Raw genomic sequence first — 24,210 nt, 5'->3', positions numbered from 1 at the left:
TCGTGACTGTTGCCGTCATGGTTTCACAAAACGCCGCCTTTGCCTACGACACCGCCCGTGCGACGATAGTCTTGCTCATGTGCAATGCTTGAGGCTCGGGATGAAATTCGCTGTTATGATCTGCGCCGGCGCGCTGCTGGCGGGCGGCGCGGCGGCGCAAGAGGGGGGCAAGACCATTTCCAAAACTACGATCAGTTTCGCCACGGCGACGCCGGGCGGCGGCTTTCCGCTCTATGGCAACGCCCTCGCCGAGGTGATGAACGCGGCCGATCCGACACTGTCGATCGAACCGCGCAACACCAAGGGCTCCAGCGAGAACATTCCGCTGCTCGAGGCCGACAGCGTCGACATCGCAACCGTTGCCGGCGAGCCGGCCTACGAGGCCTTCATGGGCATCGGCCGGCCGAAGGCGACGAAACTCAGGATCCTCACCGCGATGTATTCGGCCCCCGGCATGTTCGTGGTGCGCGCCGACAGCCCGTACCGGACGATCCAGGATCTGGTCGGAAAATCGGTTGCGTTCGGCGCCAAGGGGTCCGGCATTCCGATCCTGTCGCGCTACATCCTCGACGGCATCGGGCTGAAGCAGGACGAGGATTTCAAATCGGTCTATCTCGATCGCGCCGGCGATGGCCCCGCGATGCTGGAAGATGGCCGCGTCGCCGCGCTGTGGGGCGCCGGAATCGGCTGGCCGAGTTTCACCAAGCTCGCCGAAAGCGCGACGGGAGCGCGGTTCATTGCGCCGACCGCGGACGAGATCGCGCGCGTCCGCGCCAAGCACAGTTTCCTCAAGCCGCTGACGATCCCCGCCGGCAGCTATCCGAAGCAGAACGAGCCGATCGTTTCGATCGGCTCCTGGAGCTACATCCTGGTGCGCGACAGCTTGCCCGACGACGTCGCCTATCGGCTGGCGAAGACGTTGCATGGCGCCGAGGCTGATTTCTGCAAGAAGCTCGTCCAGGCCTGCGAGACCACCGCGGCGAACACCGTCGCCGCGGCGCCCGATCCCAACCTGATCCACCCCGGCGTGCTGAGATATTTCCGCGAGATCGGGGTGGCGCGCTAGCGCGGCAAACAGTGAGTGGCGAATAGCTGACGGTCGCACCTATTCGCTACCCTCTATCCGTCATTCGCTGATCTCACTTCTTTGCCATCGCACAGGCCGGATCCGGCGGCCCGAATGCGTCCTCGCCCGAGATCTTGGCCAGGATCTTGTAATAATCCCATGGATATTTCGACTCCGCCGGTGTCTTGACCTGAACCAGCCAGAGGTCGTGCACCATCAGATTGTCCTCGCGCAGCCTGCCGTTGCGGGCGAAGAAATCCTCCACCGGCTTCTCGCGCATCTTGGCCGCGACCTTGAGCGGATCGTCGGTGCCGGTCTCCTTGATCGCGTTCAGATAGGCGGTCACCGAGGAATAGACGCCGGCCTGCCACATCGTCGGCATCCGGTTCATCTTGGCGAAATAGCGCTTCGACCATTCGCGGGTCTTGTCGTCCATGTCCCAGTAGAACGACGTGGTCAGCAGCAGGCCCTGCGCGGCCGACAGGCCGATCGAATGGATGTCGGTGATCAGCGCCAGCAGCGCGGCCATCTGCTGGCCGCCGGCGAAGACACCGAACTCGGCGGCGGTCTTGATCTCGTTGGTGTTGTTCGGCGGCCCGCCGGCGATGCCGATGATCTTGGCCTTGGAGGCCTGCGCCTGCAGGATGAAGGACGACAGGTCAGGCGTCGCGAACGGCGGCCGCACTGCGCCGAGCACCTTGCCGCCGTTCCTGGTCACGACGGCGGAGGCATCCTTCTCCAGCGAATGGCCGAACGCGTAGTCGTCGGTGATGAAGAACCAGCTGTCGCCGCCCCGCTTCACGACTTCCTGCGCGGTGCCGACCGCGAGCGCACGGGTGTCGAACACCCACTGCATCGCATAGGGCGAGCAGAACTTGCCGTGGAAGTCGGTCGCGCCGGTCGAGTGCGTGATGAACAGCTTCTTCTTCTCGTTGGCGATGTTCTGCACCGCAAGCCCGACCGCCGACACCGGCACGTCGACGATGAGGTCGACCTGATCGACGTCGTACCAGCGCCGCGCGATGGTCGCGCCGATATCGGGCTTGAGCTGGTGATCGCCGACGATCACCGTAACAGGCTTGCCGAGCACGGTGCCGCCGAAATCGTCCACCGCCATCTGTGCGGCGGTGACCGAGCCCTGTCCGGTCGGCGTCGAAGCCGGGCCGTTCATGTCGGTCAGTACGCCGATCTTGACGATGTCGTCGGATACCTGCGCCGATACGGCCGAGGAAGCCAGCAGCGCGGCTGCGAGCGTCCCGAACATGGCTAGTCTGGTCGCGATCATTCTGTCTCCCTCCCGATTTGGCACATTGGCCATTATGGTTGTGCCGGGCCTCTGGAACCCGGTCATATTGGTTTCTTTTGCAACTAGTTTGGGGTCCGCGTCAACGCGCCATCGGTCTAATGACGGGGACCCGGACCGGCCCAAACCGGTTTCTTTCACCGCCGATTCAGTCCATAGCGGGCCATGGTCACCACCCAGCGCCTCCCGACCTCGCTCACCCCGCTCGATACGGCGCTGGCCGCCGTGCTGCGCGACGTCGCGCTGGTTGCGCCGATCGAGTTGTCGCCTGCGGACGCTTTGCACTGCATCGCGGCCGAGATGCCGGCCGCGCGCCAATACCCGCCGCACGATGTCGCGATCAACGACGGTTGGGCGATGCGCGCCAATGATCTGGTCGGCGCGTCCTCCTATGCGCCGTTGGCACAGGCCGAACTCCCGGTCTGGGTCGCAGCCGGCGCTGCGATGCCCGATGGCACCGATTGCGTCGTCGACGACGATGCGGTGGACAGCTCCGGTCCACTGCCGCAGGTGCTCACCGAGGCCATCCCGGGGCAGGGTGTCCGGCGTGCCGGCAGCGACATCGCTGCGGGGCGCGCGGTGATGCCGGCGGGAGAGCCGCTGCTGCCGCGTGCTTTGCTGCTCGCGCGGGCGGCCGGACTTGAGCTGTTGCGCGTAAGACGTCCTCGGCTGCGCGTCGTCAATATCGGCAACGGCGAGCTGACCGCGCAACTGATCGCCGATACCGCGCGCCTTGCAGGCGCTGAGGTCATCTGCACGACGGTGACGCCGGATGTGGCGGCGGTTGCGAGCCGGCTCGATCCCGATGGCTGCGATCTCATCGTCACGATCGGGGGCACCGGTGTTGGTCACACGGACGCGGTCGTCAATGCGCTGGTGAAAAATGGCGCCCTGATTGCGCACGGCATTGCACTGCAACCCGGGCGCACTGCTGCGGTTGGCCGGATCGACACGATTCCGATCGTCGCCTTGCCCGGCGCGCCGGATCAGGCTTTCGCGGCCTGGTGGGCGATTGCGCTTCCGGTGCTTGATCGCCTGTCGGGCCGGCGCCCGCGCAAATCGCTGACACTGCCGCTGGAACGCAAGATCGCTTCCGGCGTCGGTGTTGCAGAGGTCGTGCTGCTGGCGCGTGGTCAAGGCTGCTGGGACGTGCTGGCGACCGGTGACCTGTCGCTCGATCCCATCGCGCGCGCCGAAGCTCTGCTGATCGTGCCCGGCGCGGCGGAGGGCTTCGCTGCAGGCACGGCCGTCGATGCCTATATCTTGCGGGAGTGAGTTCCCGGGATGACCAGTATTTTCACGCCGAGCCCCAAGCCGTCCATCGAACAGGACCAGTTCCTGACCATCCGGTCGCGCGAGGAGGCCCTTGCGCGGTTCGAGGCGGCGCTGTTCCCGCGCCAATTGCCGTCCGAGACGCGACGGCTCGCCGACGCGCTCGGCCGTGCGCTGGCGGAGGACGTGGTGGCGCCAATCGACGTGCCGCCGTTCGATCGCTCCAATGTCGATGGCTTCGCCGTGCGCTCGGCCGATCTTGCGCGCGCCAGCGAGGGCACGCCGGTGCGACTGGCGCTGACCGACGAGACCATTTCGTGCGGCATCGCCCCGACCCGGCCGGTGCTCCCCGGCACTGCGACCGCGATCGCGACCGGCGGTCCGGTGCCGCGCGGCGCCGACGCCATCGTGATGATCGAGCACACCCAACCCGTCGGCGAGGCCGGCGGCGACGGCGCCATCGAGGTGCGGCGCGCGGCGTCGCCCGGGCAGTTCGTGTCCTATGCAGGTTCCGACATCGCGCGCGGCGAGGCGCTGCTGCGCTCCGGGACGATCGTCGGCTCGCGCGAGATCGGCATGCTCGCGGCCTGCGGCATCGCCGAGGTTCTGGTGACGCGCCGTCCGCGGGTCGCGATCCTCTCCACCGGCGACGAGCTGGTCCAGCCGGGCGACGGACTGCGGCCGGCCGCGATCTACGACACCAATGGCGCGATCGTCACGGCGGCGATTGCCGAGAACGGCGGTGATGCGTCGTTCCTCGGCGCGATCGCGGACAATGCGGCGATGCTGGAAGCCGCGATGCGCAAGGCGCTGGCGGACAGCGACATGCTGGTGCTGTCGGGCGGCACCTCCAAGGGCGCAGGCGACGTCTCGCACCGGATCATCGGAGGGCTCGGCAAGCCCGGGATCATCGCGCATGGCGTGGCGCTGAAGCCCGGCAAACCGCTGTGCCTTGCGGTCTGCGACGGCAAGCCGGTGGTCATCCTGCCGGGCTTTCCGACCTCGGCCATGTTCACCTTTCACGACATGATCGTGCCGGTGCTGCGGCGGATGGCCGGCCTGCCGCCGCGTTCCGACGCCAAGGTGGCGGTGAAGGTGCCGGTGCGTATCGCTTCCGAGCTCGGGCGCACCGAGTTTGTGATGGTGTCGCTGGTTGAAGGTGCCGATGGCCTGATCGCCTATCCGAGCGGCAAGGGCTCTGGCGCGATCACCTCGTTCGCGCAGGCCGATGGTTTCCTGAAGATCGAGGCGCTGGCCGACCAGTTGCCGGGCGGCAGCGAGGCCGAGGTGACGCTGTTCACGCCGCATGTGCGGGTGCCGGATCTCGTCATCGTCGGCAGCCATTGCACCGGGCTCGATCTCGTCACCGCGCCGCTGGCGCATGCCGGGCTTGTGGTGCGATCGATCGCGGTCGGCAGTCTGGGCGGTCTCGCGGCGGCCAAGCGCGGCGAATGCGATCTCGCCCCGATCCATCTGTTCGACGACAAGACCGAGACCTACAACACGCCGTATCTGGCCGACGGCCTCGAGCTGGTGCCGGGTTGGCGGCGCATGCAGGGCATCGTGTTCCGCAAGGACGACACCCGCTTTGCCGGCCTGAGCGCAGAGCAGGCGGTGCGCGCCGCGCTCGCCGATCCCGCCTGCATCATGGTCAACCGCAACCAGGGCGCCGGCACCCGCATCCTGATCGATCGCCTGCTGGCGGGCAGCCGGCCCGACGGGTACTGGAATCAGCCGCGCTCGCACAATGCGGTCACCGCCGCGGTGGCGCAGCATCGCGCCGACTGGGGCATGACGATCGCGCCTGTCGCCCACGCGTCCGGCCTCGGTTTCATTCCGCTGGCCGAGGAGCATTATGACTTCGCACTGGTGACGGCGCGCAAGCAACGCCCCGCGGTGCAGGCCTTTCTCGACGCGCTGGCGTCGGAGGAGGGCCGCGCGGCGTTGGTGAGGGCAGGGTTCAGGCCGGCGTAGCTCCCCTACACCGCTGTCGTCCTGGCGAAAGCCAGGACCCATAACCACCGCATTGGATTGTGAAGGGGATCGCGGCCCCAGCACCGCGCAGCAATTCTCATTTGGGGTAATGGGTCCTGGCTTTCGCCAGGACGACGATGAGGATGGTTCTTGATTCAAGGGACTTAACGTAGATCAACCTGGCCGCTTGGGGTCCGGCTCAGTGCCGCATGGCGGCCTCCACGAACTCCAGCACGGAGCGCGGGACCTCTTCGTATTCGACGAAACGACGGCGAAGCTCGTCGGCAATGTCGGTCGTGACGTCGCGGGACCATCCTTCGCTGGTATTGAACGCCACGATGCGGACCGGATGGCTGTACTGGTCATCGAGCAGACGCCGGATCAGCGTTTTCCGGTCGGCGCCTTCCTCGTCGGTCTCGCACCAGGCACGGCCGAGCCGGCCGAAATCGTTCAGCACCAGATAGGTGTCGTGGTCGACTTGATGCGGCACGATCGAAGGCGAGCGAGGCATATTTTTGGTCCTCCGATGATGCAATTTATCGCGTTCCGGCCACCCCGCACATTGGAAACTTCGAGGTATATCCGTTGGACCGCCACGGCCCTGCGAGGCGGATCAATCCGGCGACGGCAAATCGCGCCGGTCGGCTGGCATGACATTGCGCCAAGGCTGATATAAGCAGCGTTGGACGCTAGTTGGCTTCGGAGGCGCGGATGAAAGTGATTGGCCTCGCGGGATGGAGCGGCGCCGGCAAGACCACCCTGCTGTCGCGGGTGGTCCCCTATTTGCTGGGCCGGACCTTGCGCGTCTCCGTGATCAAGCACGCCCATCACGAATTCGATGTCGACGTGCCCGGCAAGGACTCCTGGGTGCACCGGCAGGCCGGCGCGACCGAGGTGCTGGTGTCCTCGACGCGGCGCTGGGCGCTGATGCATGAGCTGCGCGGCGCGAGCGAGCCGCGGCTGCCGGAACTGCTCGCCAAGATGGCGCAGGTCGACCTGGTCGTGGTCGAAGGCTTCAAGCGCGAGCCGGTCAGCAAGATCGAGGTGTATCGGGCCGCCAACGGCAAGCCGTTGCTGTTTCCGGACGACCCGCACGTGGTCGGGATCGCCAGCGATGTCGCGATCGAGACCAGGCTGCCGGTCGTGCATCTCGACGACATCGAGGACGTCGCCGAATTGATGCTGCGCTCCGCGATTCCGGTCGACGATGTGCTCGCTTCGGCCTCGGCGGAAAGCTGAGCAGGGTGGGAAAGGTGCCGCCGTTGACGATGCGTGGCGGCTTCGCCATGGTCGGGCCATGACAACGACGAAACTCGATCTCACCGGCCTGAAATGCCCGCTGCCCGCGCTGAAGACGCGCAAGGCCCTCAGGGGCGTGGCGGCAGGAAATTTCCTTGAAGTGCACTGCACCGATCCGCTTTCGGTGATCGACATCCCGGCGCTGATCCAGGCGACCGGCGACAAGGTCGAGATCACCGAACGCAGCGAAGTCCGGATCGTTTTCCTGATCGAGAAGCTGAATGGTACGATAGATATTTCAAATGCTGCAGCGCCGCGTACGCGCTAGATGCAGCTTGATATCTACCATTTGCCTATCGACTCCTATTTTCCATTCTGCGCGAATTGATAATCTCCGGATGGTTGCGGAGATGGCGGTGTGCCCGGATGCGGGACGCCGGCGGACAACGGCCGGCCTGCGTCCAGATCAGGCTGCACGGCTTGGCATATCCGATCGGGTTGGGGGTTAGCATTTTCGGAATGCGCGTGGTTGGTCCCGGCGCATCGAGGAAATGTGCGGCGCGGCTGCCTGACGGTGGCCGCAAGTGCTGAGACGGGATCGAAGACGCAGATGCGCCTGACGTAACGGCGGCTGCAGGGGAGGTATCAATGACCGCAGTGAGCAGCGCCGGACGCGTGTCCGCGGCAGGCGCAGGTTTCCTCGACAAGGAACACACGATCGCGACCGCAGGCTTCAATCGCTGGCTGGTGCCGCCGGCCGCGCTGTGCATCCATCTCTGCATCGGTATGGCGTACGGCTTCTCGGTGTTCTGGCTGCCGCTGTCGCGCGCGATCGGCCTGACCGCGCCGAAAGCGTGCCCTGACATGTCGCTGATGCAGGAATTGTTCACGACGACCTGCGACTGGAAGGTCGCGAGCCTCGGCTGGATGTACACCCTGTTCTTCGTGCTGCTCGGCGTCTCCGCCGCGATCTGGGGCGGCTGGCTCGAGAAGGCCGGTCCGCGCAAGGCGGGCTTCGTCGCGGCGTTGTGCTGGGCTGGCGGTCTCGTGATCGGCGCGCTCGGCGTCTACACGCACCAGCTTTGGCTGATGTGGCTCGGCTCCGGCGTGATCGGCGGGGTCGGTCTCGGCCTCGGCTACATCTCGCCGGTGTCGACGCTGGTGAAATGGTTCCCCGACCGCCGCGGCATGGCGACCGGCATGGCTATCATGGGCTTTGGCGGTGGCGCGATGATCGGCGCGCCGCTCGCGGACAAGTTGATGAATTATTTCAAGACCCCGACCTCGGTCGGTGTCTGGGAAACCTTCCTCAGCATGGGCGCGATCTATTTCGTGTTCATGATGATCGGCGCATTCCGCTATCGCCTGCCGCCGAGCGGATGGCAGCCCGAGGGCTGGACGCCGCCGACCAAGGCCAACGCGATGATCTCGACCAAGAACGTGCATCTCGACAACGCGCACAAGACGCCGCAGTTCTGGCTGATCTGGGGGGTGCTGTGCCTGAACGTGTCGGCGGGCATCGGCGTGATCGGGATGGCCTCACCGATGCTGCAGGAGATCTTCGCCGGCAAGCTGATCGGGCTGCCCGACGTCGGCTTCAATGCGCTCGATGCGTCGCAGAAGGCGCAGATCGCGGCGATTGCCGCGGGTTTCGCCGGCCTGCTGTCGCTGTTCAACATCGGTGGCCGTTTCTTCTGGGCTTCGCTGTCGGACAAGATCGGCCGCAAGAACACTTACTACACGTTCTTCGTGCTCGGCATCGTGCTCTACGCGCTGGCGCCGACCTTTGCCGCGATGGGCTCGAAGCTTCTGTTCGTGCTCGGCTTCGGCATCATCCTGTCGATGTATGGCGGCGGCTTTGCCACCGTGCCGGCCTATCTTGCCGACATGTTCGGCACCCAGTTCGTCGGCGCGATTCATGGCCGCCTGCTGACGGCATGGTCGACCGCGGGCATCATCGGTCCGGTGGTGGTGAACTATCTGCGTGAGTTCCAGCTGGCCGCGGGCGTGCCGCGCGACCAGCTCTACAACACCACGATGTACATCCTGTGCGCCATGCTGATCGCCGGCTTCATCTGCAACTACATGATCAAGCCGGTCGATCCGAAGTGGCACATGAGCGACGCCGAGGTGGCCAAGCTGCAGGCGGCGACTGCGACCGGCGGCAATGGTGCGACCGGCTCGTTCGGCATCGGCAAGGGCGGTCTCGACGGCCGGGCGGCGCTGTTCTGGCTGTTCGTCGGCATTCCCTTGGCCTGGGGCATCTACATGACGTTGCTCAGCGCGGTCAAAATCCTCTGACTGCGACCATCAGCGCCGCGGGTTGCCGGTTCTCCGGCACCCGCGGCGTTCGCTCTATTCAACGAACAAACATTCAACGAACAGACTTGGGATGGGGGATTTCGATGTTTTGCACCAGGATTTGCCTTGCCGCCGCGCTGCTCGCCGTGGGACTCCATGTCGCGTCGGCCCAGACCACGGCGCCCGCCGCGCCGGCACCGGCCGCCACGACGGCCAAGCCGTCGAAGATGAAGCTGACGATGGACAAACTGAAGGCGATGAAGGCGCAGTGGCGCGCCAACAAGCCCAAGCTGAAGGCCTGCCGCGCCGAGGTGAAGGCGAAGGGCCTGACCGGCGACGATCGCTGGTTTTACATCGAAGACTGCATGGGCAAGAGCTGACCCCCACCGCTCTGAATGCGTCGAGGATCGAGCTGAGAGAGCACGCCGTGCGGCACCCCTCTCCCTAACCCTCCCCCGCAAGGGTAGGGGAATCGCATATGGCGATGGAGGGGTGTTGCCAAGCGGTTGGAACTGGATTCTTTGGGTGTCTCTCGCTTCCCGAGGGAGACCAGAATGCGCCAACTCAAGCGCCTGCTTCGACCACTCAAGGACCCCCGCGCCAGCAACGTGCGGCACGATCTGGTGGAGATCATCGTCATCGCCTTGGCGGCGACACTGGCCGGCGCCAAGACCTGCACCGAGTTCGAGTTCTTCGGCAAAGGCCGAGAGGAGCTGTTGCAGCGGTTCCTGGAGCTCAGATCCGGCATCCCCAGCCACGATACGTTCAGCAACGTCTTCCGTGCTCTGGACCCGAAGGGGTTGGAAGCGATTTTGCGCAAGCTCAGCAAGGGCTTCGGCATCAAGGGCGTGGTCAGCATCGACGGCAAGGCGTTGCGCGGCGCCTTCATGCGTGGGCGGCAATCCACACCGCTGCATATGGTCAATGTCTGGGCGGCAGGCACACGCATGGCGCTGGCTCAAAGGAAGGCCCCCAATCGCAACGAGGTTGCCGGCGTTCTCGAAGTCCTCGCCTCGCTCGATCTGGACGGCGCTCTTGTCACTGCCGACGCCTTGCATTGCCGGCCCGATGTCGCGCAGGCCATCCGCGACCGGAAGGGCCACTACGTTCTAGCCATCAAGAGCAATCGCGGCCGGCTCTTCAAGGCCGCCAAGGCGTTGCTCGACACCGCCCGACGGCCTGCGCGAGCAAGCCAGCGAAGAACCGCCGCCCACGATCGCATCGAGCGCCGGCAAGCCATCATCGTGCCGGCACCGCAATTGGCGAAGCAACATGGCTTCCCCGCTATCGTCGCGGTCGGCCGCATCGACAGCTGGCGCGCAACGGCCGGCAAGCCTGCCAAGCGGACGGCCCGATACTTTCTGGCTTCGCGGCGGCTGTCGGCCAAGAAGCTGCTCGACGTCGTCCGCGCCCACTGGAGCATCGAGAACAACCTGCACTGGGTTCTCGACGTTCTGTTCGACGAGGACGCTTGCCGCAGCCGCAAGGACCACGCCCCGGAGAACCTTGCCGTCATCCGCAAGCTCGCCATCAACGCCCTGCAAGCCACGCCAGGTCCAGCGCGGACCAGCCACAAAATGCTCCAGGCAAGATGGAGCAACGACTTCCTTCTCACCGTCCTGGCCCATATGCGATAGCCCTACCCGCAAGGGGGAGGGAACCCTTCCGCCTCTGGCTCCCTTACAAGCGCGCCACGGCAACTTCCAAAACGAAGTCGGTACTCATAGCGCCACGTGTGCGTGACGGATCATGCGGCGGTCGAGACATGGTCTGCGCTGCTTGCGCCATAACGTGAGGTGAGCACGCTTGCCAGGCTCCCTCCCCCCTTGCGGGGGAGGGTTGGGGAGAGGGGTGGCCCCGGGCGAGATGTCGGTTGGAGCCTCGTGCAGCAACCATCACTCCGCAGCGGCAGGCGTCGCCTTGGCCGGCTCGAGCGCTGCGGCGATCGCGTCGTCGACGCGTTCGAGCCAGATGAATTCCAGCTTGGCCCGGGCGCCGGCGGGGATATCGTCGTAATCGCGCTTGTTGCGGGCAGGGAGCATGACGCGGGTGAGGCCCGCGGCCGCCGCGGCAACCACCTTCTCCTTGATGCCGCCGACCGGCAGCACCAGGCCTCGGAGCGAAATCTCGCCGGTCATCGCGGTGTCGCCGCGCACGGTGCGGTCGGTCAGCAGCGAGGTGAGGGCGGTGAACATCGCGACACCTGCGCTCGGGCCGTCCTTCGGCGTCGCGCCGGCGGGAACGTGGACGTGGATGTCGTTCTTCTCGAACACCGCAGGGTCGATACCGAGTTGGGCGGCGCGACTTTTCACCAGCGTCATCGCGGCCTGCACGCTCTCGCGCATCACGTCGCCGAGCTGGCCGGTGATCATCAGCGCGCCGCGGCCCGGCATGCGCGAGGCCTCGATGAACAGGATGTCGCCGCCGACCGGGGTCCAGGCGAGACCGGTGGCGACGCCCGGGATGCTGGTGCGCTGCGCGATCTCGTTCTCGAACCTGGGCTGTCCGAGCAGCGACACGATGTCCTTCGGCGCGATCGTGACGTGGCTGGTGCTGCCTTCGGCGATCTGCACCGCGACGTTGCGCAGCACCTTGCCGATCTCGCGCTCGAGATTACGGACGCCGGCCTCGCGGGTGTAGCTCTTGATGATCAGCCGCAGCGCGTCCGGATCGATCTCGACCTGTTCGGCCTTGATGCCGTTGGCCTCGAGCTGACGGCGCACCAGATAGCGCTTGGCGATTTCGAGCTTCTCGTCCTCGGTGTAGCCGGCGAGGCTGATCAGCTCCATGCGGTCGAGCAGCGGCCCGGGGACGCCGTCGAGCATGTTGGCGGTGGCGATGAAGACGACGCGCGACAGGTCGAACGGCACGCCGAGATAGTTGTCGCGGAAGGTGCCGTTCTGCTCGGGGTCGAGCACCTCCAGCATCGCGGCCGACGGATCGCCCTGGATGCCGCGGCCCATCTTGTCGATCTCGTCCAGCATCATCACGCAATTGCGCGCGCCGGCCTTCTTGATCGCCTGGATGATGTTGCCGGGCAGCGCGCCGATATAGGTGCGGCGATGGCCGCGGATCTCGGCCTCGTCATGCACGCCACCAAGGCTGACACGAACGAACGGCCGCGACATCGCTCGCGCGATCGATTGGCCGAGTGAGGTCTTGCCGACGCCGGGCGGTCCGAGAAAGCAGAGGATCGGCGCCTTGCCGCCGGGGGCGAGCTTGCGCACCGCGAGATATTCGATGATGCGGCTCTTGATCTTCTCGAGGCCATAATGGTCCTGGTCGAGGATCTTGCGCGCCTCGGCGATGTCGATCGGCTTCTCCTCCGGAATGCTCCAGGGCAGGTCGATCAGCCAGTCGAGATAGCTGCGCACCATGCCGGATTCGGCTGCCGCCTCCGGCATCCGCTCGTAGCGGCGCAATTCCTTCTGCGCCTGGCTCTCGGCTTCCGGCGGCATCTTGGCGTCCGCGATCGCCTTGGTCAGCTCGGCGACCTCGGCGGCCTTGCCGTCGCCCTCGCCGAGCTGGCGCTGGATCGTCGCCATCTGCTCGCGCAGGATCGCCTCGCGCTGCCGCTCGTCGAACACCGCCTTGGTCTTCTGCCCGATCTCCTGACTCAGCCTCAGCACCTCGATCCGCTCGGCGAGGTGGCGCGAGACCTTGTCCATCCGCGCCACGAGGTCGATGGTCTCGAGGATGTCCTGCTTCTCCGCCGGCTTGATGTCCATGTAGGAGGTCGCAAGGTCGGCGAGGGTTGCCGGCGAGGTCGTGCCCTGCAGCGCGGCGATCAATTCGGGCGGCGTTTGCGGCAGCAATTGCGCGGCCTCCAGCGCCTGGCGCTGCAGATTGAGGAAGCGCGCCTCGATCTCGGGCGAGGTCGTGGTGGGCTCGGGGATCTGCAGCACGCGCGCCGCGAGGAACGGCGTGCCGGGCAGATAGTCGAGCACGCGCATGCGCTGCACGCCCTGGCAGACCAGATGATGGCTGTCGTCGGCGCCGGTGATGTAGCGCACGATGTTGGCGACGGTGCCGACGCGGTAGAGCCCGTCCGGGCCGGGATCGTTGGTCTCGGGATCGCGCTGCAGCAGGATGCCGATCGGCCGCTGCTCGCGCACCGCCTGCTGGGCGGCGGCAATCGAGGTCGCACGCGCGATCGTGATCGGGAAGATGACGTCGGGAAACAGCACGGTGTTGCGGACGGGCACGATGATCAGCGCGTCGCTCGGGATCGGCGCGGAGCTCGCCGGGCTTGAAACGTCGGATGCAGCCATGGCGAAATCCTCTAGCTCGATTTTCCGAGCCGCAGGCCGACGCAGCCATGCGCGGCAAAGCGGCTGATGGTGTAGCGGCCGGTCGGCAGCGTGATGCGGCGCTCGAAGCGGCCTTGCGGCAGCTCGAGGCGCAGGATGCGGGCGTTACGGAGTTCAGGGGGCAAGGTGCGGCGGCCGGAGATCACCAGCGTGCCGCCGTCGAGCGCGGCCTCGACCTGGTCGGGATCGACCCCCGGCAGCGCGACCAGGATCAGGATCTCCTGCTCGGTCTCGATCACGTCCATCGGCGGTTCCCAGCTCGGCTCGCTGCCGCCCGCGCGGGGGTGCAAATTGAGGAAGCTCTGGTGCAACCGTTCGGCGCGGGCGAGCGCCTCGATCGCATCCGACAGCATCCAGTTGGTCTGGTCCTTGGGCCGCATCGGCACTCTCCACGTCGCATTGGCGGGCAACGTTACCGGTCTTGCCGCCGACCGTAAACCGGCCCTGCGCACGGCCGTTCGAGGGTAAAATTGTCCGAAATCTCGTGATTTGCGGCACGGCTGCACTGCGTCGGCGACATCTGGCCGTTTATGCCGTGCCTATGCGGCGCAACGACGGGTCCTCTCGAATTCCTACGGCCTTCCCAGCATCTTTGAGCTTGACGCGGTGCGCTCGCACGCGCCGCCAACAGGAAGGTGGGACATGACCTTGCTCCATTTACACGACGTCCGGCCGCAGAATTCGGCCGGCGCCATGCCGGTGACCCTGCGACGGGTCATGCGCCGGATCGGCGCGGCCTTCAGGACGGTTCATCGCGCGATCGCCGCCGCCAAGATCCATCGGTTGCGCAACGAGCTGTTGCTGCATCGTGGCCACGAGGGGTGGGCGCGAGCCCATCTCGATGTCGGTATGCCCGGCGGCGATGCCGAGCGCTATCCGCGGACGCCGGCCGTGCTCGGCGAGAAGTGGGACTACTGAAATGCGCACCGCATCATTCATCGCTGCCCCGCTGCGCAGCGCCGCGCAAGCGCTGTTCAAGTTTCTGGCCTGGATCGGCGAGGAGCCGATCAGCATCTATCGGCCCGAGGCGCATTACATGCGTGGCCCGGGGCCGGCCTGGCGGGCCAAGCATCTGCCGGGTCAGGTGGCCTCGCTGCGCCGCGTCAGGTGATCGAGCAGGTTCATCGGCAGCGGGAACACCACGGTTGAGGAGCGCTCGCCGGCAATGTCGTGGAGCGCGGCGAAATAGCGGAGCTGCATCGCCTGCGGCTCCTGGGCAAGGATCCGGCCGGCCTCGACCAGCTTCTCGGCCGCCTGCTGCTCGCCCATCGCATTGATCACCTTGGCGCGCCGCAGCCGTTCCGCCTCGGCCTGCTTGGCGATCGCCCGCACCATGGTCTCGTTGATGTCGATGTCCTTGATCTCGACTGCGGTGACCTTGATGCCCCAGACGTCGGTCTGCTTGTCGAGGGTCTCCTGGATGTCGGCGTTCAACTTGTCGCGTTCGGCGAGCATCTCGTCGAGCTCGTGCTTGCCGAGCACTGAGCGCAGCGTGGTCTGCGCCAGCTGGCTGGTTGCGGACATGTAATCGCTGACCTTGATGATGGCACGCTCGGGATCGACGATGCGGAAGTAGAGCACGGCATTGACCTTGACCGAGACGTTGTCGCGGGAAATCACGTCCTGCGGCGGCACCACCTGCACCATCACCCTGAGATCGACCTTCACGAGCTGCTGCACCACCGGAATCAGGATGATCAGCCCCGGGCCCTTCACCCCGGTGAAGCGGCCGAGCGTGACGATGACGCCGCGTTCGTATTCGCGCAGCACGCGCACCGCCTGGGTCAGGAAGATGATCACAAGCAGCGCGACCGCCCCATAGGTGAAATAATCAAGCATCATGCTGAACCTCCTTCGCCGGCGGCGGCCGGCGCACGCCGTACCACCAGCGTCAAATCGATGATGCTGGCGACCTCGACCGTCTCTCCCGCCTTGAATGTCTCGGTGCCGCGCGCTTGCCAGCGCTCACCATTGGTGAAGACGTGACCTGATGTCTCGGACCAGTCGAGAACCTCGGCCGATAGCCCGCGCATGGCCTGCGCGCCGGTCCGGACCGGGCCGTGGCGCGCGCGGCGCAGCGCCCCGAGCACGACGAGGATGAGCCCGGTGAACATCGCGGCGACGATACCGATCAGCGGCCATGACAGGGCATATCCGGGCGCCTCGATCCTGAACAGCATGGCGGCTCCCAGCACGAAGGCGACGATGCCGCCGAGGCCGATCACGACGGTCGGGTTGAAGGCCTCGATCGCGAGCAGCGCGATCCCGACCAACATCAGGCCGAAGCCGGCGTAGTTGATCGGCAGCATGTTGAGCGCGTAGAGGCCGACCAGCAGGCAGATCGTCCCGACCACCCCGGGCGCCACGGCACCGGGCGACATGAACTCGAAGATCAGCCCGTAGATGCCGACCATCAGCAGGACGAAGGCGATGTTGGGGTCGGTGATGACCGCGAGCGCGCGCGAAATCCAGCCGGGATCGATGGCCTCGATCACGGCTTCCTTGGTCGCCAGGGTATGCGTCTTGCCGTCGGCGAGCTCCACCGTCCGGCCATCGACCTGCCTGAGCAGGTCGGCCGGATCATGCGCGGTGAATTCGGTGACATGGGCCTGCAACGCAGCGTTGGTGGAGAGGGTGGCGGCATCGCGGACCGCCTTCTCGGCCCAGTCGGCGTTGCGGCCGCGCAGTTCGGCGAGGCTGCGGATGAACGCGACGGCGTCATTCGTCACCTTCGCCGTCATGGCATCTTTCGGCTCGGCCGAATTGTCCTTGTCCTTGCCACCCTTATCCGGGTTGCTGCCCGGCAGACCCGGCAACGGGCCGCCGATCTGCACCGGCGTCGCGGCGCCGATATTGGTGCCGGGCGCCATGGCCGCGAGATGGGTTGCATAGAGGATATAGGTCCCGGCGCTCGCGGCATGGGCGCCGGAGGGCGCAACATAGCCGATGACGGGAATAGGCGAGGCCAGTACGTCGGTGATGATCTCGCGCATGCTGGTGCTGAGACCGCCCGGCGTGTTCAGGCGCAGGATCACGACCTCGGCGTGACGCTCCGCTGCCTTCGCCAAGCCGTCCTTGACGTAGTTGGCCGATGCCGGCCCGATCGCGCCATCGATGGAAATGGTCAGGGCAACACGGTTGCCGTCCGCGGCCGCGCCGGGACCGATCCAGACAACCAGTGCGATCGCCATAACGAGAGCCGCCTTGAAGGTCTGCACGGCAAGCACTCCCTTGCCGTGGATATGGGGCGCGGTTCCGGAACCTCAATATGTCGCGGTGTCACGGGCGACGTTGCACGTGCCATTGTGCATTGCGATGACTTGCGTTGCGTCAGCGGGTCACTGCGCAGCTGCAAGATACTCGTCGGCAAGCGCAGCCATCGCCTGGGCGACCTCGGCCTTGTCGGCTGCCCCCAGTTGCACGATCGGCAGCCGCGTCGCCGGTTGCATGAACCCGAGCAGCGCCAGCGCGAATTTCAGGGCGGCAGGATGCTCGCGCTCCAGCAGGGTTGCGAGCGGCACCAGCCGCTGATGCAGCTCGCGCGCCTGATACAGCCGGCCGGCGCGGAAATGCCGGTAGGCGGCGCCATACAGATCGGGCGCGACGTTGGCCACGGTCGAGATGCAGCCGTCGCCACCGGCCGCGAGCCAGGCGAGCGATGAAATGTCGTCGCCGGTCAGCATCCGGAATCGCGCGGGCAGGCGTGAGCGCAGCCGTGCCAGGCGGGCAATGTCGGCGCTGCCGTCGCGCAATCCCGCAAACCGCGGCGATGCGGCGAGTTCGAGCAGCGTCTCGTCGGTGAGACCTTTGACCGTCCGTGACGGAACGTCGTGCAGGATGATGGGCAGTGTCGTGGCCGCGGCCACGGCGCGGAAGTGCGCCGCCATGCCGTGCGGCATCGGCTTGTTGTAATAGGGCACGACCGACATGATGGCGTCGGCGCCAGCCGCCTGCGCGGCTCGCGTGAACGTGACGGCGCGGTCCGTCGCGTTCGACCCGGCGCCGGCGATGATCCGGACCCGCTTGCGCGCGACACGGGCGGCGATGCTAACCAGCTGCGCGCGCTCCGCGGGCTCCAGCGTCGAGCTTTCGCCCGCGGTCTCGCCGACCACAAGCGCGGTCGCGCCGGCCGCGATCTGGCGCTCGCACAGCCGACCGAATGTATCGGCGTCGATCTCGTCGTGGAGGTCGAAGGGGGTCGGAAGATCGGGGATGAAGCCCGACAGCCATTCGGCCGAATCGGCGTTCGGTGCCCATCTCGATGCTGGTGTGAAGATCATGGGGCGGCTCACGCCACGCGGCTCGCGGGGATATCAGCGGTCTTGCCGCGCATATCGAGCTCGAACTCACGCGACAGCTCGATGATCATTTCGGGATGCTGGCCGTTCTCGAACAGCGCATATTTGACGGCCTGGGCGCGGTTGATGAACAGGCCGCCATAGAGGCCGTTCTGTTGCTGGGCGACCCACTGGCCGCGGTGGTTGCGGCCGATGAAGACGATGGTGGACGCTGCACTACACGAGGGAGGTTCGACGACTTTCACGTTGGTCAGTCCTTCAGTTCGAAGTCACGCGATCAATGTCTGTTGTGTCGGATATGAAATCGAGCGCGGCGGATGGCCGACTTCATAGGAGCGGCATAGGATTTGAAGGATGGGTTCAGAGGTGCTGGACGATACCGGTGCCGAGTGCGCATAGCGCGACATAGGCGGTCATCTCGTCCCAGTGGTTGAGGTTCGCGGCGAACGGCATCTCGCGCTTGAACAGCCCGGCGAGCGCGCAGATCAGCGCCGACATCCACAGCAGCGCGACGAGGCCCCGGCCGATGCCCGCGCCGGCGAACACGGCAAAGCCGATCATGATGGCAAGCCGGAAGCCGAACCGGACCATGACCTGGACCGACTGCAGCTGTTGAGGCAGTTGTTTGGTGTTCACGGTTGCGCCGTCATCAGCAGAAATTGTCGACGAGCAGCGGCGCGTAGCAGGAACGCGTGCCGCCGCGGGCTGTGGGCACGCTGGGCCGGCTATCGGGCCAGGAAATCCGCTGCGCCTCGACGAAGGCGCTGAGGATTGCGAGCGCGAGATCGGCATGATGGGTCTCGATTGACTGGTCGAGCCAGTCGGGCAGCTCGCGTTCGCGCGACAAGGCGCAGTGCCACTCGCCCTCGTCATAGACCAGGCGGCGAATCTGCCATTGCGGCAGTTCGAGGTCGAGCAGCGCGATCGCGGCGTCGGTCCAGGCGCCGGACTGGATCAGGCGCTCGACGCGCGAGGTCTTGCCGCTCTGTCCAACCGAGGGAAAGCGCCGGCAGGTCTGGCCGATGATGTCGGCCATGAATTCGGCGGACACCGCATAGGCGTCGCGCAGCCGGTCGCCGAGGTCGGTGGGGGCGTTTTGGGGTAGCACGGACATGGCGTCATCTCGTCTTGCGCGCGGTCCAAGGCATTGGGTTCAAAGCACTGGTTCAAGGCATTGGCCGCACGCCCAAAATGGCCGGATGGCTGTTTGAAAACGAGATGAGGCGAGGGGCGGAGATATAGGGATTCCATAAGGGGCAGTTGGACAGTCAGCACTCATCCTCGCTCGCGGCGCGGAGGCCGCGTCCGGATTGCTGATTCTCTGACCGTTCCGGGCTGGACCGCGCAAACGTCGCGCGACGTGAGCCCTCGCCACAGCCAGTCCGGCTGCCTGGACTTGCTGCCGCCCGGATCGGACCGAATTCCTACTGCGGCCGCGAACGCGCGCCGCAGCCGAGCGTCCTCAATTCGTGCAGCAAAATGCCGCAAGATGGCGTCTGCAGAATCGTTCTGCCGCAGAATGGCTGCGCAGAGTTCGGTGCTGCAACTGCGAAAGAAGCTAAAGCTGCTCTGTCGATCGAATTGGCCGCCGCGATCGATCTCATCGGCGATAGCCAGGAGGTGCAATCGATCTGCATCGTCCAGCGTGATCGCAAAGCGCAGTACCGCCAGCTGCCAGGTATGCAGCAACTGCGCGCGCCACTCGGCGGAGGCTTGTCGGTCCACTTGCGTCACCCACTCTGAAACGGTTGGTCGTGTCGGTGGTCGGGCTGACAATGGCAACAGAGCTGCCCAATTGCATTGAACGGAGACGAGACAACGAGCCGCAAGGTCAAGATAATGTCCATCGACCGGGCCGTCGACCTTGAACCCCGCGTGCGGCTGAACCTGAGGCGCCGAGCCGGTGCGCGGGCCCCTTATGTCGAATTGGCTCGCTGGTCAGCCGCCCGCGAGACAGGTCGGCCAACGACGATATAAGAACTCCATAAGAATGCGAGGCATCCCCGCGCCGGGCCTCGACTCAGGGCGCCACAGCGGCTCAAGCGGATCATGCACGGTTGGAGTGTGCCTTGCACTCCCTAACCTGCGCTGCGCGTTGGGTCCAAATCCTCGCCCTTTATAAGATTCATATAACGTCCCTATTCGCCTCATCTCGAAAACCTATGCGCTGGATGGCACGTGACATTCGCGTAGCAGGTAAGCGCAGAAGCAAGATCTGCGGTTGATCTGTCTCAACCTCGCTTTTCGGAATTCGGCGACGATTATCCGTGGATAATCCGGCGCAATAGGAGCATTCGATGATGGACATCCTCATGGCGGCGCTCGCGATCGGCTTCTTCGCGGCCGGCATCGGCTACGCCTACGCCTGCGAACGGCTGTAAGGGGAGGCTGCGATGATCTTCGATTACTCGCTCGCCGGCCTCGTCTCGCTCGGCCTGTTGTTCTACCTCACCTACGCATTGCTGCGGCCCGAACGCTTCTAGACGGCCGGCAATGTTCGCACTTTGCAAGATTCTGTTAGCCGACGCGGCGCTGACCGGGCTGTTGCTCGGCGTGTTCGCGTCGCTGCTGAGCTTCGCACCCATTCGAAAGGTTTGACGCAATGACCGTCATCGGCTGGATTCAAATTATTCTGTTCTGCGCGATCGTTGCCGCGCTGGTCAAGCCGCTCGGCTGGTACATGACCCGCGTGTTCAATGGCGAGGCCACCTTCCTCTCGCCCGTGCTGCGCCCGGTCGAGCGGGGAATCTACTGGGTCGGCGGCGTCGACGAGCGGCGCGAGCAGCATTGGCTGACCTACACGGTCGCCATGCTGCTGTTCCATGTCGGCGGCTTCGCGCTCATCTACGGGCTGATGCGGTTGCAGGCATTTCTGCCGTTCAACCCGGCCGGACAGACCGCGGTTGCCGAGGATCTCTCCTTCAACACGGCGATCTCCTTCATCACCAACACCAACTGGCAGAACTACGGCGGCGAGAGCACGCTGTCCTATCTGGTCCAGATGCTGGGCCTCACTCACCAGAACTTCCTGTCGGCGGCGACCGGCATCGCGCTCGCGATGGCGCTGATCCGCGGCTTCACCCGTTCGTCGATGCGCACGGTCGGCAATTTCTGGGTCGACGTCACGCGCTGTACGCTTTACGTGCTGCTGCCGATCTGCATCGTTTACACGCTGTTCCTGGTCTGGCAGGGCATGCCGCAGACGCTCGGGGCCTATGTCGATGCCACCACGCTTGAGGGCGGCAAGCAGACCATCGCGCTCGGACCGGTCGCCTCGCAGGTCGCGATCAAGATGCTCGGCACCAATGGCGGCGGCTTCTTCAATGCCAACGCCGCGCATCCGTTCGAGAATCCGACCGCGCTGTCGAACCTCGTGCAGATGATTTCGATCTTCGCGCTCGGCGCGGCGCTGACCAACGTGTTCGGCCGCATGGTCGGCAACGAACGCCAGGGCTGGGCGATCTTCGCCGTGATGGGCGTGCTGTTCGTCGCCGGCGTCGCCGTCACCTATTGGGCGGAAGCCAACGGCACCTCGCTCCTGCAGGCATACGGCCTGACCGGCGGCAACATGGAGGGCAAGGAGGTCCGCTTCGGCATCGTCGCGTCGTCGCTGTTCGCGGTCGTCACCACCGCCGCGTCCTGCGGCGCGGTCAACGCCATGCATGACAGCTTCACCGCGCTCGGCGGCATGATCCCGCTGATCAATATGCAGCTCGGCGAGATCATCATCGGCGGTGTCGGTGCCGGGCTCTATGGCATGCTCATCTTCGTGATCATCTCGATCTTCGTCGCCGGCCTGATGGTCGGTCGCACGCCGGAGTATGTCGGCAAGAAGATCGAGGCGCGCGAAGTCAAGATGGCGATGCTCGCGATCCTGGTGTTGCCGCTGATGTATCTCGGCTGGACCGCGGTCGGTGTGGTGCTGCCGTCGGCGGTGGCCTCGATGGCGAATGCCGGTCCGCACGGCTTCACTGAGGTGCTCTATGCCTATACTTCGGCGACTGGCAACAATGGCTCGGCCTTCGCGGGCCTCACCGGCAACACCTTCTTCTACAACCTGACGCTCGCCTGCGCGATGTTCGTCGGCCGTTTCTTCATGATCGTGCCGGCGATGGCGATCGCAGGATCGCTCGCTGAAAAGAAGTCGCATCCGCCGTCTGCCGGGACGTTCCCGACCACGGGCGGGCTGTTCGTCGGGCTCGTCGTCGGCGTCATCCTGATCATCGGCGGCCTGACCTTCTTCCCGGCGCTGGCACTCGGACCGATCGTCGAGCACCTCGCCATGAACGCCAACACCTTGTTCTGATCGAATTTGACCGGAGTCACATCCATGGAAACCGCAAAATTGCAGAAGCAGGCGTCGACCATGCTCGACCCTAAGATCCTGATGCCTGCGATCACCTCGGCCTTCGTCAAGCTCGATCCCCGGCTGATGGCCAAGAACCCGGTCATGTTCGTGGTCGAGATCGTCGCCGCGCTGACCACTGTGATCTTCGTCCGCGATCTGCTCACCGGTGGGGCCAGCCTTGGCTTCACCTTCCAGATCATCCTCTGGCTCTGGTTCACGGTGCTGTTCGCCAACTTCGCCGAGGCCGTCGCCGAGGGCCGCGGCAAGGCGCAGGCGGAATCGCTGCGCAAGACCCGCACCGAGAGCCAGGCCAAGCTGCTGACCGGAACGGACCGGACCTTCCGGCTGGTGCCGGGCACCTCGCTGAAGGTCGGCGACATCGTGCTGGTCGAGGCCGGCGACAACATCCCGTCCGACGGCGAGGTGATCGAAGGCGTCGCCTCGGTCAACGAGGCTGCGATCACAGGCGAATCCGCGCCCGTGATCCGGGAATCCGGCGGCGACCGTTCGGCGGTCACGGGCGGCACCCAGGTGCTGTCGGACTGGATCCGCGTCCGCATCACCGCGGCGCAGGGCTCGACCTTCATCGATCGCATGATCAAGCTGGTGGAAGGCGCCGAGCGGCAGAAGACGCCGAACGAGATCGCGCTCAACATCCTTCTGGCCGGCCTCACCATCATCTTCGTGTTCGCGACGGTGACGATTCCGAGCTATGCGGCCTATGCCGGCGGCTCGATCTCGGTCGTGGTGCTGGTGGCGCTGTTCGTCACCCTGATCCCGACCACGATCGGCGCGCTGCTGTCGGCGATCGGCATCGCCGGCATGGACCGCCTGGTGCGCTTCAACGTGCTGGCGATGTCCGGTCGCGCGGTGGAAGCCGCCGGTGACGTCGATACGCTGCTGCTGGACAAGACCGGCACCATCACGCTCGGCAATCGCCAGGCCACCGCATTCCGTCCGATCCGCGGCGTCTCCGAGCAGGATCTTGCCGACGCGGCGCAGCTCGCCTCGCTCGCCGACGAGACACCGGAAGGTCGTTCGATCGTGGTGCTGGCCAAGGAGAAGTACGGCATCCGCGGCCGCGACATGCATGAGCTGGCCGCGACCTTCGTGCCGTTCACCGCGCAGACCCGCATGAGCGGTATCGACGCCGGTACGTCGTCGGTCCGCAAGGGCGCGGTGGACGCCATCCTCGCCTATGTCGACGGCGGCGAGCCCCGCACCGTCGCCTCGGGCAATACCATCCGCTCGGTGGCGGCAACGACAAGTGCCGAAGCCCGCGAGATCCAGGCGATCGCCGACGAGATCGCCAAGGCCGGCGGGACGCCGCTGGCGGTGGCCAAGGACGGCAAGCTGCTCGGCGTCGTGCACCTGAAGGACATCGTGAAGGGCGGTATCCGCGAGCGCTTCGCCGAACTGCGCCGCATGGGTATCCGCACCGTGATGATCACCGGCGACAACCCGATGACCGCGGCCGCGATCGCGGCCGAGGCGGGCGTCGACGATTTCCTGGCGCAGGCAACCCCTGAGGACAAGCTCAAGCTGATCCGCGACGAGCAGTCCAAGGGCAAGCTGGTCGCGATGTGCGGCGACGGCACCAACGATGCGCCGGCACTGGCGCAGGCCGACGTCGGCGTCGCCATGAACACCGGCACCCAGGCGGCCCGCGAGGCCGGCAACATGGTCGATCTCGACTCCAACCCGACCAAGCTGATCGAGGTGGTCGAGATCGGCAAGCAGCTCCTGATGACCCGCGGTGCGCTGACCACGTTCTCGATCGCCAACGACGTCGCGAAGTATTTTGCCATCATTCCGGCGATGTTCCTCGCGTTCTACCCGCAGCTCCAGGTGCTCAACGTCATGCACCTGGCCAGCCCGCAGAGCGCGATCCTGTCGGCGATCATCTTCAACGCGCTGATCATCATCGCGCTGATCCCGCTGGCGCTGAAGGGCGTCAAGTATCGCGCGGTCGGCGCCGGCGCGTTGCTCCGCCGCAACCTGATGATCTATGGCCTGGGTGGCATCATCATTCCGTTCATCGGCATCAAGGCGATCGACCTCGTCGTCGCCGCCCTGGGCCTGGCTTAACAGTGTAGCCG

The 24,210-nt window shown here is 65.6% G+C and carries 24 protein-coding genes; 13 read left to right on the top strand and 11 right to left on the bottom strand.

The annotated features are described in order from the left end of the window. Positions 1 to 100: 100 nt before the first annotated feature. On the top strand, positions 101 to 1,066 hold the full coding sequence (locus JQ507_25645; protein ID QRI68290.1) for a TAXI family TRAP transporter solute-binding subunit: 966 nt from the start codon (positions 101 to 103) through the stop codon (positions 1,064 to 1,066). A gap of 73 nt (positions 1,067 to 1,139) precedes the next feature. On the opposite strand, the gene JQ507_25640 is transcribed toward JQ507_25645, so the two are convergent. Next, positions 1,140 to 2,351: an ABC transporter substrate-binding protein gene (locus JQ507_25640; GenBank protein QRI68289.1), complete on the bottom strand. Its 1,212-nt coding sequence runs from the start codon at positions 2,349 to 2,351 to the stop codon at positions 1,140 to 1,142. 183 nt (positions 2,352 to 2,534) lie between these two features. Here JQ507_25640 and JQ507_25635 point away from each other — a divergent pair, with 183 nt between their 5' ends. Both JQ507_25635 and JQ507_25630 read left to right on the top strand, forming a co-directional pair. Further along, positions 2,535 to 3,644, top strand: coding sequence for a molybdopterin-binding protein (locus JQ507_25635; GenBank protein ID QRI68288.1), 1,110 nt, complete (start codon positions 2,535 to 2,537; stop codon positions 3,642 to 3,644). Between the two features lie 9 nt (positions 3,645 to 3,653). After that, positions 3,654 to 5,615: a molybdopterin biosynthesis protein gene (locus JQ507_25630; protein QRI68287.1), complete on the top strand. Its 1,962-nt coding sequence runs from the start codon at positions 3,654 to 3,656 to the stop codon at positions 5,613 to 5,615. A 199-nt stretch (positions 5,616 to 5,814) separates the two neighbouring features. Here JQ507_25630 and JQ507_25625 read toward each other — a convergent pair whose 3' ends face one another. Then, positions 5,815 to 6,126 carry a hypothetical protein gene (locus tag JQ507_25625; GenBank protein ID QRI68286.1) on the bottom strand — a complete coding sequence of 104 codons (312 nt, stop codon included), beginning with the start codon at positions 6,124 to 6,126 and terminating at the stop codon, positions 5,815 to 5,817. A gap of 200 nt (positions 6,127 to 6,326) precedes the next feature. Here JQ507_25625 and mobB point away from each other — a divergent pair, with 200 nt between their 5' ends. The 5 genes from mobB (at position 6,327) to JQ507_25600 (ending at position 10,792) form a co-directional block, all read left to right on the top strand. Beyond that, on the top strand, positions 6,327 to 6,854 hold the full coding sequence (mobB, locus tag JQ507_25620) for a molybdopterin-guanine dinucleotide biosynthesis protein B (GenBank protein QRI68285.1): 528 nt from the start codon (positions 6,327 to 6,329) through the stop codon (positions 6,852 to 6,854). Positions 6,855 to 6,912: 58 nt separating this feature from the next. Next, entirely contained in the window at positions 6,913 to 7,182 is a 270-nt protein-coding gene (locus JQ507_25615) for a sulfurtransferase TusA family protein (protein QRI68284.1), read from the top strand. Between the two features lie 320 nt (positions 7,183 to 7,502). Next, positions 7,503 to 9,155, top strand: a complete 1,653-nt coding sequence (locus JQ507_25610; protein ID QRI68283.1) for an OFA family MFS transporter — start codon at positions 7,503 to 7,505, stop codon at positions 9,153 to 9,155. Positions 9,156 to 9,259: 104 nt separating this feature from the next. After that, entirely contained in the window at positions 9,260 to 9,535 is a 276-nt protein-coding gene (locus JQ507_25605) for a hypothetical protein (GenBank protein ID QRI68282.1), read from the top strand. A gap of 174 nt (positions 9,536 to 9,709) precedes the next feature. Then, positions 9,710 to 10,792, top strand: a complete 1,083-nt coding sequence (locus JQ507_25600) for an ISAs1 family transposase (GenBank protein QRI68281.1) — start codon at positions 9,710 to 9,712, stop codon at positions 10,790 to 10,792. A 258-nt stretch (positions 10,793 to 11,050) separates the two neighbouring features. Here JQ507_25600 and lon read toward each other — a convergent pair whose 3' ends face one another. After that, positions 11,051 to 13,426, bottom strand: coding sequence for an endopeptidase La (gene lon / locus JQ507_25595; GenBank protein QRI68280.1), 2,376 nt, complete (start codon positions 13,424 to 13,426; stop codon positions 11,051 to 11,053). Between the two features lie 11 nt (positions 13,427 to 13,437). Further along, positions 13,438 to 13,845, bottom strand: coding sequence for an Hsp20/alpha crystallin family protein (locus JQ507_25590; GenBank protein QRI68279.1), 408 nt, complete (start codon positions 13,843 to 13,845; stop codon positions 13,438 to 13,440). Between the two features lie 262 nt (positions 13,846 to 14,107). On the opposite strand from JQ507_25590, the gene JQ507_25585 reads away from it, so the two are divergent. Together JQ507_25585 and JQ507_25580 are read left to right on the top strand one after the other, a co-directional pair. After that, complete coding sequence (locus tag JQ507_25585; protein ID QRI68278.1) at positions 14,108 to 14,383, top strand: hypothetical protein; 276 nt, start codon at positions 14,108 to 14,110, stop codon at positions 14,381 to 14,383. A gap of 1 nt (position 14,384) precedes the next feature. Beyond that, a complete protein-coding gene (locus JQ507_25580) occupies positions 14,385 to 14,576 on the top strand; it encodes a hypothetical protein (protein QRI68277.1) in 192 nt (63 codons plus the stop codon). Here JQ507_25580 and JQ507_25575 read toward each other — a convergent pair. From JQ507_25575 to JQ507_25545, 7 genes are all read right to left on the bottom strand, one after another. Beyond that, positions 14,546 to 15,307: a slipin family protein gene (locus JQ507_25575; GenBank protein ID QRI68276.1), complete on the bottom strand. Its 762-nt coding sequence runs from the start codon at positions 15,305 to 15,307 to the stop codon at positions 14,546 to 14,548. The genes JQ507_25580 and JQ507_25575 overlap by 31 nt on opposite strands. Continuing rightward, on the bottom strand, positions 15,304 to 16,683 hold the full coding sequence (locus JQ507_25570; protein ID QRI68275.1) for a nodulation protein NfeD: 1,380 nt from the start codon (positions 16,681 to 16,683) through the stop codon (positions 15,304 to 15,306). Before JQ507_25570 ends, JQ507_25575 begins: the two co-directional genes overlap by 4 nt. Positions 16,684 to 16,803: 120 nt before the next feature. Further along, a complete protein-coding gene (gene dapA, locus JQ507_25565; protein QRI68274.1) occupies positions 16,804 to 17,745 on the bottom strand; it encodes a 4-hydroxy-tetrahydrodipicolinate synthase in 942 nt (313 codons plus the stop codon). An 8-nt stretch (positions 17,746 to 17,753) separates the two neighbouring features. After that, on the bottom strand, positions 17,754 to 18,008 hold the full coding sequence (locus JQ507_25560; protein QRI68273.1) for a hypothetical protein: 255 nt from the start codon (positions 18,006 to 18,008) through the stop codon (positions 17,754 to 17,756). Positions 18,009 to 18,123: 115 nt separating this feature from the next. Then, a complete protein-coding gene (locus JQ507_25555) occupies positions 18,124 to 18,399 on the bottom strand; it encodes a hypothetical protein (protein ID QRI68272.1) in 276 nt (91 codons plus the stop codon). A gap of 13 nt (positions 18,400 to 18,412) precedes the next feature. After that, on the bottom strand, positions 18,413 to 18,877 hold the full coding sequence (locus tag JQ507_25550) for a hypothetical protein (GenBank protein QRI68271.1): 465 nt from the start codon (positions 18,875 to 18,877) through the stop codon (positions 18,413 to 18,415). A 161-nt stretch (positions 18,878 to 19,038) separates the two neighbouring features. After that, entirely contained in the window at positions 19,039 to 19,488 is a 450-nt protein-coding gene (locus tag JQ507_25545; protein QRI68270.1) for a hypothetical protein, read from the bottom strand. Positions 19,489 to 20,156: 668 nt separating this feature from the next. Between JQ507_25545 and JQ507_25540 the strand changes: the two genes are divergently transcribed. From JQ507_25540 to kdpB, 3 genes are all read left to right on the top strand, one after another. Beyond that, the gene (locus JQ507_25540) at positions 20,157 to 20,246 is read left to right on the top strand and encodes a K(+)-transporting ATPase subunit F (GenBank protein ID QRI68269.1); all 90 of its coding nucleotides are present in this window, start codon (positions 20,157 to 20,159) and stop codon (positions 20,244 to 20,246) included. Positions 20,247 to 20,365: 119 nt separating this feature from the next. Further along, a complete protein-coding gene (gene kdpA / locus JQ507_25535) occupies positions 20,366 to 22,069 on the top strand; it encodes a potassium-transporting ATPase subunit KdpA (GenBank protein QRI68268.1) in 1,704 nt (567 codons plus the stop codon). A gap of 24 nt (positions 22,070 to 22,093) precedes the next feature. Then, positions 22,094 to 24,199, top strand: coding sequence for a potassium-transporting ATPase subunit KdpB (gene kdpB / locus JQ507_25530; GenBank protein QRI68267.1), 2,106 nt, complete (start codon positions 22,094 to 22,096; stop codon positions 24,197 to 24,199). The last annotated feature ends 11 nt before the right edge of the window (positions 24,200 to 24,210 follow it).

The organism is Bradyrhizobium sp. PSBB068 (genome assembly GCA_016839165.1).
GTDB lineage: Bacteria > Pseudomonadota > Alphaproteobacteria > Rhizobiales > Xanthobacteraceae > Bradyrhizobium.
Note: the sequence above shows the minus strand (reverse complement) of the source record. Positions and strands in the feature narration are given on the sequence as shown.